This is a genomic window from Phytobacter palmae, from assembly GCF_039409775.1.
GTDB lineage: Bacteria > Pseudomonadota > Gammaproteobacteria > Enterobacterales > Enterobacteriaceae > Phytobacter > Phytobacter palmae.
Genome location: NZ_JBCIVJ010000004.1, coordinates 67,893 through 80,942, shown reverse-complemented (window position 1 = coordinate 80,942; position 13,050 = coordinate 67,893). Strand labels below are relative to the sequence as shown.

The following is a 13,050-nucleotide window of genomic DNA, read 5'->3' as shown; positions in this document are numbered from 1 at the left end:
TATACCGGATAAACGTTACCGATCAGGAAGGGCTAATGGGTGGAATAAAGAAAATGAGGATGGTGGCCTACAGTGATGAAAAATTCACCAGCAAGGTCAGCGGCGGGGAGTATGTCGTGATCCTCAATCCTGAGCAAATTCGCATTAATCGCAGCGTCAGTTACAACGAAGAACAGGCCCCTGGCAGTGGCAAATTGTCGTCCAAATATCGGGCGACACCGGGGGAACAACTAAGTTTTGACCTGGTGATTGACTGTACCGGCGTGGTCGACAGCAACCGTACCGATCTGACATATGAGATAAACCAGCTCAAGAAGACGGTGTATGACTATAACGGCAATATTCACCGGCCAAACTATGTGATCCTCTACTGGGGACAGGGCCTCTCGTTTAAGGGCGTGCTACAGGTCTTTGATACCACCTATACCTTTTTTCGTCCCGATGGCACCGCGCTGCGTGCCAAAGTGGCACTGCAATTTACCTCTTACCTTGACCCGGCAACGGCGGCAAAAGAAGAGGATCGCAAGTCACCGGATTTGACCCACCGCATCACCGTCGTGGATGGTGACAGCCTGCCGCAGATTAGCCAGGCCATTTATCGCGATCCATCGTTCTATGTTCAGCTGGCGGCCTTTAACCAGCTCGATAAATTTCGCCATTTGAACTCAGGCACCTCGCTGCAGGTTCCTCCGTTAACACAGGGAGGTGACGCATGAGCGCTAACCCTTCTTCTGGCGGCCTGGCAAGCTATACGATCACAGCCAACGGCAGCGCGATTCCCGGCGATTACCAGATTTTGCGCATTCAGATTGACCAGCGGATTAACCGTATTGGCCGCGCCACGCTGGAGATTCTTGATGGCTCCGCCAACGCGGAAAACTTTACTGTCAGCGCCTCGTCAACCTTTGTACCCGGTGCGGAAATTACCATCTCGCTGGGTTATGACACCGAAAATAAAAGCGTCTTTTCCGGCATTGTTACGCGTCAGTCAGTGCAGGTGGAGGGCAATAGTGGCCCCATTTTGTCGATAGAGTGCTGCGATAAAGCGATCAAAATGAGCGTTGGTCGCCGCAGCACGGTCTACCAGAACAAAACCGACAGCGATGTAATAAGCGCTCTGATCACTCAGGCCGGGTTAAGTAGCGACGTTGCCAGCACATCGCTGACTCTGGCGGAACTGGTGCAGTATTACTGCAGCGACTGGGATTTTATGCTCAGCCGCGCCGACATGAATGGCCTGGTAGTCAGCACGCTGAACGGCAAAGTTTCCGTGTTCTCGCCGACCAAAAACACGACGTCGGTACTGACGGTGACCTACGGCGATAATCTCTATCAGTTCAGCGCGGATATGGACGCCGTCACTCAACTCGCCGAGGTGAAAGCCAGCGCCTGGGATTACGCCACCCAGAAATGTATCTCCGCGACGGCCAACAACAGCCTCAGTGGGCCGGGTAATATCAGCAGCAAAAAACTCTCGGCGGTGGTGGGGCTACCCGCCTTTACTCTCCAGTCTGCCGCTACGCTCAACAATGGCGCGCTGACCGAGTGGTCGAAGGCGCAAATGCAGAAAAGCGAACTGGCGAAAATCACCGGTGAGGTGCGTGTGGCGGGTAACGCTGCGGTAACGCCGGGCGCCTGGCTGACGCTGGCAGGCGTTGGCGATCGCTTTGATGGCGACTATTTCGTCTCTGGCGTTGAGCATGAATTCGCCGAGGGAAACTGGTTCACCAAAGCCTCGCTGGGCCTCTCTTCCCTGTGGTTTGTTCAGCAACATGAGGTAATGGCCCCGGCGGCGGCTGGAGTGCTTCCCGGCGTTGAAGGGTTATTTAACGCCACGGTGCAGAAAATCGATCAGGACCCGGACAATGCGTACCGGATTCTGGTCACGCTGCCGCTCTTTGATACCGAAGGGCACGGCGTGTGGGCGAGGATGGCCAACTTTTATTCCAGTAGCGGCGTGGGTGCCTTTTTCCTGCCGGAGGTGGGCGATGAAGTGATCGTCGGCTTCCTTAATCTTGATCCCTGCTTCCCGGTGATCCTCGGCAGCCTGTACAGCGGCAAACGAGCCCCTTTCAGCGGCCTGACACCGGATGCGGACAACAGCAAAAAAGCTATCGTCACGCACAGCGAAATGCGCATCGTCTTTGATGACAAAGAGAGCATCATGACGATCACCACCAAAGCCAACAATGTCATTGTGCTGGACGACAAAAAGCAGCAAATCAGCATCACCGATCAAAACAAAAATGCCTTCACCCTGTCGTCATCCGGCATTGAACTCAAAAGCCCCGCATCTATCACCATTCATGCCGACCAGCAGGTCAATATCAGCGGAAATATGGGCGTCAGTATTAAGGCGTCGTCCGGCGATGTTGCCGTTTCTGGCATGAATGTAAATGCCAAAGCCGACATTGCCCTGAGTGCGAAGGGCAGTGTCAGCGCGCAGGTACAGGGCGGTGCGGAACTGACCCTTAAGGGTGCAATCGTCATGATCAACTAAGAGGAGGGACAACCATGCCGCCTGCTGCAAGACTGACCGATTTTCATCAGTGTCCGATGGTGACGCCGGGGGTTCCACCGATACCCCATGTGGGTGGTCCCATCGTTCAGGTGGGGTGTCCGACGGTGCTCATTGGCAAGCTGCCCGCCGCCAGACTGGGTGACATGCTGGTTTGCGTCGGTCCGCCGGACACCATTATTAAGGGATCTGCAACGGTTTTCATTGGTGGTTTACCGGCGGCCAGAGTAGGGGATCAGACGGCGCACGGGGGAACGATTGTGATTGGCGATTTCACGGTATTTATTGGAGGCTAGGAGATGAGTGAGAGTGATTTTCTTGGTCGCGGCTGGCAATTTCCCCCTGTATTTTCCGGGGCAATCCGGCAGGTGTCGATGAACAGCGCGCACGATAATATCAAGCAGTCCATCGATTTGGTGCTGCGCACCGCGCGTGGCGAACGCTGCCTGTTGCCCTATTTTGGCAGCGAATTGCGCAGCTTTTTGTTCCGCCAGCCGGATGCGACCCTCAAAGATGAAATCACCCAATCCGTGCGCCTGACGCTGCTTAATGACGAGCCGCGAATCACCGTTGAAACCATTGACGTCTCTTTTAAGCTAAAACCCGCCACGGTGGTTATCCATATTGGTTATCTGATAAGGCAAACCAACTCGCGGCATAACCATGTCTTCCCGTTCTCTCTGCTTGAAGGGACGAATCTTACCGTGGAGCAGCAGGGTGCGCATCAACGTTGACATCGATGCCCTGGCGGGCGACATCAACCAGCGTCTGGATCCCGATAGCATTGCCATCGATGGCCGTGATATGCGCGATCGGCTGGCGTTTGTCGCCGCTATCGCGGACCTTATCGTGTTTTACGATGAGCACAACCAGGCGGCGGGAAACTGGCGCGCGCTGGTATTAAAAGACCCGGCTATCCTGCTGGCGGTGATGGGTAAAACGGCGTATCAGCCGCTCCATTTTCGTTTTAACCAGTTGCAGAAACGGCTAAAAGAGCTTCAGGCGTTGCCTGCGACTGCCAGCCCGAATGACGAAGATAAACAGGCGGTTGCGCACCTGTTTTCGCTGCTGGACAGCATGTTCGGGCAGATCAATACCTGGCATCACTATTTGCCGCAGAGCGCTGTCACTTTTCCGTTGCAGAAATTCGTCAGTGAAGAGGTAAATGCGACCCTTTCGCCGTGCCTCTGGCGGCGGGTGGATATGCAGATTTGGCTGGCGCAGGCCTGGCCAGACTGCCCCCTGCCGGAGCTTGATCTGAGTCTGTTTGGCGATGCGTGGCAATTTCGCGGCGCGCAGTTTTCCCGCCCGCGCTCACCGCAAGAGGTCCTCAGTACGCTGGAAAGACTCTATCAGCAGGTTTTTTCATTTTTTGTTCAGGTCATTAGCCACGCAAACCGCGCCTTTTCTGAATTAAGAGAAGAGCAGAACGATTACCCTGATACGTCGCTTATCATCGCGTTTAACCGGCTACTGGAGTTTTCCCGGGCGGGGCTCAACTCTTTTAGTCGCCGTCATCTCGATTTTTATTATCAGCGGCTGTTACACCAGCAACAGCGCCCGGCGCTGCCTGACCATACGGTGATCTGTCTGACGCCGGTTGCGGGGATATCGCCCGTGATCCTGCCTGCTGGTACGCCGTTCATGGCAGGCCAGGACAGCCAGAAGCAGCCGATTATCTTTGCAACTCAGCAGGCGATGGAGATCAACACCGCCCGGCCCGGTCCGATAATCAGTAGCCGCTACGCGAAGGATAACAATGGCGACTGGCAGCAGTATGTGAATACGCTGGCGGCAGCAAACCAGATCCGCCGGGACGCCGATAATACGGTTCTGGCCAGCGACTGGTTTGGCAACAGTGCGCCACAGACCCAACCCCAGGGGTTCGCCTTTGCCAGCTCAATGTTATGGCTGGCCAGCGGGACGCGCGAGGTGACGCTGACCTTTACCTTCGCGCAGACGGTCGATGCTGGCCCCTGGCAGCGGGCGGCTATCGCCTTAAGCGGCGCGCAGCAGTGGCTCGATGCAACGGCGTATGGCGTGTGGCAGCAGGGCGATAACGCGCAACAACTGGTGCTCACGCTGACCCTGGACTGCGCCTTTCCCCCCGTGTCGGCCTTCACCGCTGGCTCCGTCGGACTCTTTGCCGACACAGCGCCCTGTTGCCGGGTGACTCTGCCCGCGCAGGTCGATTTGCGAAAGCCACCGCGTCTGCTCAGTCTGACCATTACGGTTAACGTGACACAGAGCGAGGCGTTTAGCCTCAGTAATGACAATGGGCCGATGGCAGCGGATAAAGTGATGCCCGTTTTTGGCCCGATCCCGGAGGTGGGGCATCACTGTTATCTCAACGCGCCGGAGTTGTTCGGCAAACCCCTCAGCGGGCTGAGTCTGCAACTGTTCTGGGATAATCAGCCGCCCGATTTTGCCGGGTATTACGCCACCTGGAACCACTGGGCGGATGAGGACGACGAAGAGGCAAAAACCTGGAGCAACAGCGCCTTTCGCGTAACCTGGCAGGCAAACAGCGCCATGGGCTGGCAGATATTACCGGCGATGTTAACGATCGCGCCGCCTTCTGGCGCTGAACCGCCACCGCCAGCATCAGCCGCCCGTCGCTCATGGTGGCAGCGGATCTGGCAGCGGCTGCACAGCACGCCCTATACCTTTTACGCGACCGAACCACAGCTGCCTGGCGGACTCTTTGCCCAACGGGAAACGGGGAAAACCTGCCTCAATGCCCCCTCCAGCACCTGGACATTTCGCTTCCCGACGGCGCTTAGCTGGAACACGCAGAGTGCGTCGACGGGGCCGGGTATGCGTATGACCCTGATTGCGCCAGGGCCGGGGTTTGGTTTTAACCTCTATCCGCAACTGGTGGCGGATATCAGCCTTGAGAATGCCAAAGCGCTGATGTCGCTGTTTGGTAAAAGTGATACCACACCGATGCCGAACCTGCCCTGGGTGCCGAAAGCCAACCGGGCGCTGGTCAATTATCAGGCGAGCCAATATCTCGATTTCACCCGTCCGCTGACGACAAACACGGACTTCACGCTTATTCATCAGGGGACGCTGACGGACTACTGCTATTTTCGCAAGCTGGCAGGAGAAGAGCGTGCGCAACTCTCGCTGGCAACGATGGCATTACAACCTGGGGCGACTCACGCCCCCGGACTGGCGCTTTTCCAGGGTGTTAATCAGGCTGCGGGTTCGCTGTTTTTCTCTCTCGCCCAGGTGGCGGTGCCGTGCCGTCTGAGCCTGTTTATTGAACTGACGCAGGAGGTCGACCCGGAGGGGGCGACGGCAGAGATCCAGCTCTTTTACTGGAGCGTAAACGGCTGGCAGGCGCTCAGCGTGGTAAGTGATGAGACGGGCGGACTGCGCCGTTCCGGCATCATGGTGCTTGACCTGCCGCAGGACATGGCGCTGGACTCTCCGGTGCTGACCGCGCAAGTGACTCCAGGGCAGCCCTGCGGCTGGCTGCTGATGACGCAAAATGTCGCGCAACGGGTACAGGTGGTCTACTGCAATACGCTAGCGGTACGGGTGCAACGCCAGCTTAACGTGACGTTGTCACCTGGCGAGCAGCCAAAATTGCCGGCAGGCAGTATTGTCGCACCGCTTATCACGCAGCCCGCAATTGCCGGGGTTATTCAGCCGTTTGACTCCATCGGCGGCAGCCCGGCAGAAGACACTATTATGTTTCGCCAGCGGGTGAGCCAGCGGCTCAGGACGAAAGATCGCCTGAGCAGCCAGTGGGATAGCCTGACTCTGACACGCGAGGTCTTCCCCGGCGCGTTTTATACCCGGATATTGCCCGCGACACGCCCTGGCGATGTCTGTGTTGGTGTGATCCCCCGGTATGACAACGCTGGCGCTATCGGCGCGCTTCGTCCGGCGGTCTCTGCGGATGGTTTGCAGCTTATCCGGCAATATCTCGCCCGCCGCTTATCGGCAATGGCGCAGGTGTCGGTCTGTAACTTCCAGTATGAACCGGTTCAGGTAATAGCCACGTTAGTTATCGGTGCCTGGGTCAATGCTAACGATCTGATGCAATCACTGACTCAGGGCATAACCCTGTTTCTTTCGCCATGGATAGCGGCGGCGCAGGCGCAATACTCCGTCTCGTCCGGGGTCAGCCATGGCGCGGTGTTGAGCTTTTTAGCCAGCTTTGACGGGGTGACCGCCGTACAGCGTTTGCAACTGTGCAAATCAGGGGCCGACAACGGTGAGGAAAGCTATGCCACAGACGGCCTGCTGGTACCCACCGATGCGCGCCGGGTACTGGTATCGGCCCTCACGCATCAACTGACATTTATCCGCGCAAGTAGCGACGGACCTGCGCTTGCTGCCGCCAGCGCAACGTTATCGATGCCGCAGAATACGTTATCGGAGGCCTGGTGATGAGCGAAATGACTCCGGCGGTCCCGCTGGCGCAACAGGTGATGCAAAACCATATTCAGTCCGGCCCGTTGCCTGCGGAGCAAAACATCGCTTTTCTCAAACAGGAGGGCATTCGCTACCTTAAAGCGATGGCGGGCCAGACCTGGAGCAATTACAACGACAGCGATCCGGGCGTCACTATTCTTGAGCAGCTTTGCTATGCCCTGACCGAACTGGGCTATGTGAACAGTTTCCCGATTGAAGATGTGCTTACCGGTCCCGACCAGCGTATCGCCTGGACGCAGCAATTTTTTGCCGCTCAGGAGATTCTGACCAGCGGTCCCGTTACCCCTGAGGACTATCAGCGACTGGTGCTGGATAACGTGCCGGAGGTGGATAATGTCTACCTGACGCCGCAGCTGCGCGGGCAAACGCCAACCGGCTGGTATCAGGTGGAGGTCGATGTCGCGGACAAGTCTCTGCCTGCGCAAGACGATGCCGTGGATCGTCTGCTGGCGCGGATCGACAGACTGCTTAACGGCCAGCGTAATCTCGGTGAAGGCTTTCTGCCTCCCACGCTGCTCAAAGCGCAGATCATTAACGTCACCGCCACGCTGTTTATGGCGCCGGATGCCGATGCACAGCAAGTGTACGCACAAATCAATCAGGCGCTGGCGGGCTATGTGCGCCACTTGTCCGGCGCTGCGGCTATCGAGAGTTACGTGCGCAGGGGCTGGATGCCAGCGCAATTTTCAACGGACCGGAAATGCACAACGGCTGGATAGTCAGTGGGACTCTGACGGCGCAAAAACGCAGCGTTATCCGCCTGATGGACGTTGTGGTCTGTATCAGCGGCATTAAAGGCGTGGAGGGGGTGGCGGGGTGTCGGTTTAGCGATGCGCAAGACGGCGAGCCCGACAGTATCCCGGTGCAGGATGGATGTGTTGCGCGGCTTCATTTTACGCCGTCATCCACACAAACGGAGACCCCCTCTGCCGGGGCAGCGGCGCAGCACGCGGCGCTGAATGCGCTGGCACAACTGCAGGCCCGCCACCAGAGCAGCAGCATTGACGCGAAAATTGATATCGCGCCTGCGTTACCGACCGGGCGCTATCGCAATATCGCGGCGTATTACTCGGTACAGAACACCTTTCCCAATATCTATGCTATCGGGCCGAACTCCTTGCAGGCCGATACGCCGGACTACCGGGTCGCGCAGGCGCGGCAGCTCAAAGGATACCTGATGCTTTTCGATCAGGTGATGGCTAACCAGTTTGCGCAACTGGCCAACCTGGGCAATCTGTTCTCATTTGGCTTCACCCGAGCGCCTGTCAGCGGACCGGAGGATGTCGGAACCTTATTGACCCGGCCGGATCCGCTGCGCGGGATCCCCGACCAGCCTGCTATCCGGACCCTGTTTTGCCAGCCGTTGTATAACGTGCCCGATGTCCAGGCGCTGCTACTGGGCGGCGAGCGCTTTCACTATATCGCGCCGGATGACCCCGCCGATGCCCGCCTGCAATCGCAACTGGCCTGGCAACGTTTTCAGCGTGACCCCTTTAACGCGTATCACTATGGCCTGGTACAGGCGATGGAGAGTACAGAAAGCGCGGAGCAGCGCCGCGATGAGATGCTCAGCCACCTTCTGGCGCGCCACGGTGAACCGGCTGATCTGTACAATGCCATGATTGATGCTCTGCAGTGGTCTGGCGGTATGCTGAAAACCCGAATCAGGGTGAAAAGCACCTGGCTGCTCAATTTACAGGCGCTCTCGTCCCGCCGGGCGCAGGCGGGCGATAGCTGGCTTGCCGCACCCGTTACGCCGCCCGGGCGCTATCGTCTTTCACAGACAGACTATCGCCAGTGGAAGATGGCCTGTCCGCCATCGATAGCACCGTTAATCGATGCCTTATATCTGAAAAGCTTCGACAGCCCGAAGGCCATTACCGCCGCGTGCGCCAGGGTAACTCTTCCGGCCAGCGGCAGCAACGACGCGCATCTTACCCTGCAGACGATTCTCCGGTGGCGTTTGCACCTGAAAGAGGCGATTTTGCGCGAAGACGGCAATCGCCGCATTATCGAACGGGTGCGTAATGAAGATGAGGTGTGTCGGCATGACGGACAATGGGATCTGGCAAAGCTTGAACGCCAGAGCCATTTGCCGGAGCAAGCCTTTGCCGATTTCAGCACCTTTGAACTGAAATGTGCCATTTTGTCAGGCCTGCCTGCGCATTTGCGTCTGCTGGCCGCCACGCTGGCGCGCTTATTAGATCAGCCGCTGTTTATTGAGTGGTTGTCGGCAGGCTGCGCGACACCGTTCCGGCAATCCGAACGGGATGATCCAATCACCGGCGACGTGTCGATGCAAAAAAACGCCGTGGGTTTTGCGTTATTCATCGGAAGCCAGTGCGTGCTGCAACTGCCGGATACACCGTCGCTGACGGCCAGTGACTTGCAGCAGTATGTTGATCAACTGGCCTGGCTGGGGGCCGATCGCCAGGGCATGGTGCTGGTAGAAGAGGGTTTACTGCAGACAGACCCTTGCGTAACGCCGCCGGATGACGAGACGCCGATGAGCGGGCTTTCGGCCACGCTGGTGCTGCCAGATTATGTGACGCTGACCGGCAATCCCGCCTTTTTGCAAAGCCTGGATATGCTGCGCCAGTTGCACTGGCCAGGGCATATCGCTCTGCGTATTCAGCGGTGCAATGTCGGGCAAATGGCGGCGCTCATCAACGCCTGGTGTCAGTGGTATAACCTGCGGTTGCCGGATGTGACAGCCTCCCCGCAGGCCGCTTTGTCTGAGGCGATCCCGGCACTTCTCAAGGCCCTGCAAACCGTGGGCAGCGGGAGGTCAGATGACGGCGCCTGAGCATATGATCGCTCGCTGTGAGTGGCAGACGCGCTTTGATCAGCCGTCCTGCGCCGTTGCGTTGCAAAATGCGATCAGTCAGTGGAGCCAGCAGGTAATGCCCGCTATTCTGGCGCGCTTTTTCACCAGGCATTGCCCTGCTACTGAACGCTGGCGTATTGAGTCACTTGAGCTGGACTTAGGGACCATTGATCTCAATACACTGGACGAGACGTTAGCGCAGCGCTTTGAAACCGCGCTGGAGGAGGCGCTAAGCCGGGCGTTTCACCACCAGGAGGTGCGTTTTCTCCCGGCATCGGTATTGCCGGGCCACGCGGTGGCGGGTGAGATGACCGATCTGGACGCGTTGCGCTGGTTTTTACTCCACGGCACATCGCCCTGGTGGCGCAGCGAGCGTCTCTCATTGCAGCCACTGGTGGAGCAGCTATTACAAGGGGACGCGCACGCTTTCACCAGGATGATCCGCGACGTGGGGCAAGGAGACGTTGCGCGTCGGCGCATGGCCTGGCAGTGGAGCGACAGACATATCCGGCAGACCATCAGGCGACTTGAGCCGTGGCACGCGGGGTTTATCTGCCACTATGCCGACAGGGTTGTCGCCTGCCAGCAACAACAGCGCATTGTTCTGCGCCAGGACAGTGGGTTCAGCGGGCAACTGTGGTACTGGATCCTTACCCACCTGCTGGTTGAGCGCGGAACGTTATTCAATACCCGCCAGTTTGTCCGCGCCACGCTCTGGCAAATGGCGCAGCACTATCAGCTGGATTTCCGCCAGCTTGTGGCAGGCCTGGCGCAGGCGGTTGATCGCCTGCAGATTAGCGGGCGGGTCGCACCGGTCTTTTTGCAGGTGCTGGCCGATTTGCAACGTGAGGAGATTCACGCGCCCGCGCCCGCGATGATGCAACCCAATGACGATGACCTGTGGTTGCAGTTCCAGCGCCTGTTGCATCATCGCGCCGACAACTGGCGTCACAATAGCGATGTGGTCCATCTGGCGGAGTTGCTGGCGCAACTTGCCGCCAAAGACCGGGCGCGAACGGCAGGTATCCTGCGTGAAGAGGGTCGCGCGTCGCAGGTGCGTGATTATCTGTTACAGCGTTTGAGCACGCCCCAGCTGGCGCAACTGGTGGCCGTTCTGGAGCCGCGCGATCACCGCTTTATCATGACGCACATTACGCGTACTCAGGCGCTGTTGCGCCAGCGTCAACATCCACGGCGGCTTATATGGGAAGTGTTGCTGGCATGGCTACTGGTCAATTCAGGTAGCCATTTCAGCCGACGTCAGTTCGTGCAGGAAACGCTGATGGCTATCAGCGCCCGTAGCGCCATTGACTATGTCCTGTTGTTAACGATGTTGATGCAGGCCGCCATACCTCAACCGCATGCTGGCCATTTTGAATTGCTGGTCATTTTGCACGAACTGGTCCAGCAGCAGCGCAAGCGGCACCATGCCGCCAGTCATCGCTGGCAGCCGCTGCGTGATTATTTACGCTACGGGCGCCTGACGATTAACGGACACACCGCCCCGGATGCGCCGCTCCACTCTGAATTGATTGCGCTGCGCACGTTATTGCTGATGCCTTCGCCGCCCGGAGTGCTGCTGGCGGTGATTCGCCAGTCGCGTAGTGACGAACAGGCGCTGGCCCGCCGTCTGCTCACCATTTTGACCGTGCAGGGCGAGATCACGCTCTCGACATTACACCGGCTAATGCGACGGCTTTCACCAGACTTAAGCGCCCCGGCGCTGGCGCTGCTGGATACGCTGCGCCGCTGGAACCGGGAGGGGCGGCTTACGCACTCCGGGGCAACGGTGGCGGATAGTCTCCTGGTTATCACTCTGTTTCAGGCACTGTTCGGGCACGCGGGCGGCACTCTGACGGCCAGACAGTGGTTAGCGCGGGTGTGGACGATCCTTGCCCGCCAGACGGCGACCACAATACCTGAGATGTTCCGCCGCTGGCAGCGCAACGCACAGGACGATCGAAGAGAAGGAAAACTGGATGCTGCGCTCTTTCCGCTGGTGCCGCCGGGGGCTCTGCGTCAGTCCATGAACGAGCGCTCGCGTGGCGCGATACCGCCTCATCCGCCACGTCGCCAGCAGGCTGACATGTTTGCTGCGCCGGATGCCATGCCTTCTATGGAACCTGGCCCGGCGGAGCGACACCCAGGCGTGGCCGACGAAGAGCAACATCATCTGGCGCAGTGGCTGATTTCCGGTGTCCTGCCCGCCCAGGTGTCTGTCAACGAGTGGCTGTATGGGGTAATACGGCGCGATCCGGAAACATTCCGGCGAATTGTTGCGCCACGCTTTGCCCAGCCTGCGGTGCGCTACCGTCTGATACAGCACCTCTCGCTGGCGCAGTTGAGTGAGCTGTTTACGCACGCAGTCCAAAGTGCGCCTGTCAGCGCCAGTGTGCTGCGAGAGCTGTGTCTGCTCCTTCCCGCGCTGCCGTTGCCCTTTATCAGCCTTGCTGTTCGCCAGGAGTTATTGCTGGCCTGCCTGCTGGAGGGATGGTTTACCCGCAGCGGGGAGACAGACCTCTCCTGGCTTATTAACCAGCTCTGCTGGCGATTATTACACCACGGGGATTGCACCGTGGAGCAGTTGCGCGGCGCGCTGAGCGCGTCTGGTCTGCCCGCCGGCCACAGTCTGCGATACCACCTTGCGCTTGCCGGAAAGGCTATGCCGTTACTGGCGAAGGAGCAGGCTATGACTTCCGCCAACGCGCTCAGTGTGCCGGCCACCTCATCACATAACCCCTGGCCTGGCCCGGGGCCACTGGTTATCAATAACGCGGGCGTTGTGCTGTTGCAAAGCTATATCAAACCGCTTTTTGAGCGCCTGAAACTCATTCATGACGACCAGTTTGTTAGCGCCAGCGCGCAGCGGGCGGCAACGCACTATCTGCAATACCTGATTTGCGGGCAATCCCACAGCGAAGAACATCACCTGATGCTGAACAAAGTGCTGTGCGGACTGCCGCTGTCACAGCCCCTGGAAGGCGGCATCGGGATAGACCACACCGAGACAGAGATAATTCACAGTCTGATTCAGGCGGTGGCGCAGTACTGGCCCGCCATTGGCAAAACGTCAGTGGCGGGATTTCAGGGGAACTGGCTGGTCAGGGGCGGCACCCTGACAGAAAAAAGTGAGCACTGGGATCTGGTGGTAGAGCGACGCTCTTACGACATTCTCATCCGTCGTTCGTCGTTGTCATACACCATTGTGCGATTGCCGTGGATGGGTAAACCGATTTATGTCACCTGGCCGATTTGA

General features: G+C 58.3%; 8 protein-coding genes. All 8 read left to right on the top strand.

Going from position 1 to position 13,050, the window contains the following annotated elements; genetic code table 11:
- Positions 1-35: 35 nt before the first annotated feature.
- The 8 genes from AAIG39_RS07060 to AAIG39_RS07025 are packed head-to-tail and all read left to right on the top strand — an operon-like array spanning position 36 to position 13,050.
- On the top strand, positions 36-716 hold the full coding sequence (locus AAIG39_RS07060; RefSeq protein WP_343193506.1) for a CIS tube protein: 681 nt from the start codon (positions 36-38) through the stop codon (positions 714-716).
- Entirely contained in the window at positions 713-2,500 is a 1,788-nt protein-coding gene (gene vgrG / locus AAIG39_RS07055; protein ID WP_343193505.1) for a type VI secretion system tip protein VgrG, read from the top strand. The genes AAIG39_RS07060 and vgrG overlap by 4 nt, the downstream gene beginning before the upstream one ends.
- Before the next feature lie 14 nt (positions 2,501-2,514).
- Entirely contained in the window at positions 2,515-2,814 is a 300-nt protein-coding gene (locus tag AAIG39_RS07050; protein ID WP_090084461.1) for a PAAR domain-containing protein, read from the top strand.
- A 3-nt stretch (positions 2,815-2,817) separates the two neighbouring features.
- The gene (locus AAIG39_RS07045) at positions 2,818-3,252 is read left to right on the top strand and encodes a GPW/gp25 family protein (RefSeq protein WP_090084460.1); all 435 of its coding nucleotides are present in this window, start codon (positions 2,818-2,820) and stop codon (positions 3,250-3,252) included.
- Positions 3,236-6,922, top strand: a complete 3,687-nt coding sequence (locus tag AAIG39_RS07040) for a baseplate J/gp47 family protein (protein ID WP_343193504.1) — start codon at positions 3,236-3,238, stop codon at positions 6,920-6,922. The genes AAIG39_RS07045 and AAIG39_RS07040 overlap by 17 nt, the downstream gene beginning before the upstream one ends.
- On the top strand, positions 6,922-7,686 hold the full coding sequence (locus AAIG39_RS07035) for a hypothetical protein (RefSeq protein ID WP_343193503.1): 765 nt from the start codon (positions 6,922-6,924) through the stop codon (positions 7,684-7,686). Before AAIG39_RS07040 ends, AAIG39_RS07035 begins: the two co-directional genes overlap by 1 nt.
- The gene (locus AAIG39_RS07030) at positions 7,668-9,773 is read left to right on the top strand and encodes a hypothetical protein (protein ID WP_343193502.1); all 2,106 of its coding nucleotides are present in this window, start codon (positions 7,668-7,670) and stop codon (positions 9,771-9,773) included. Before AAIG39_RS07035 ends, AAIG39_RS07030 begins: the two co-directional genes overlap by 19 nt.
- Positions 9,760-13,050: a contractile injection system tape measure protein gene (locus tag AAIG39_RS07025; RefSeq protein ID WP_343193501.1), complete on the top strand. Its 3,291-nt coding sequence runs from the start codon at positions 9,760-9,762 to the stop codon at positions 13,048-13,050. The genes AAIG39_RS07030 and AAIG39_RS07025 overlap by 14 nt, the downstream gene beginning before the upstream one ends.

Excerpts from the sequence above, each read along its gene's own strand:
- AAIG39_RS07060 (WP_343193506.1), top strand. The coding sequence starts at position 36 with ATGGGTGGAATAAAGAAAATGAGGATGGTGGCCTACAGTGATGAAAAA.
- vgrG (WP_343193505.1), top strand. The coding sequence starts at position 713 with ATGAGCGCTAACCCTTCTTCTGGCGGCCTGGCAAGCTATACGATCACA.
- AAIG39_RS07050 (WP_090084461.1), top strand. The coding sequence starts at position 2,515 with ATGCCGCCTGCTGCAAGACTGACCGATTTTCATCAGTGTCCGATGGTG.
- AAIG39_RS07045 (WP_090084460.1), top strand. The coding sequence starts at position 2,818 with ATGAGTGAGAGTGATTTTCTTGGTCGCGGCTGGCAATTTCCCCCTGTA.
- AAIG39_RS07035 (WP_343193503.1), top strand. The coding sequence starts at position 6,922 with ATGAGCGAAATGACTCCGGCGGTCCCGCTGGCGCAACAGGTGATGCAA.
- AAIG39_RS07030 (WP_343193502.1), top strand. The coding sequence starts at position 7,668 with ATGCACAACGGCTGGATAGTCAGTGGGACTCTGACGGCGCAAAAACGC.
- AAIG39_RS07025 (WP_343193501.1), top strand. The coding sequence starts at position 9,760 with ATGACGGCGCCTGAGCATATGATCGCTCGCTGTGAGTGGCAGACGCGC.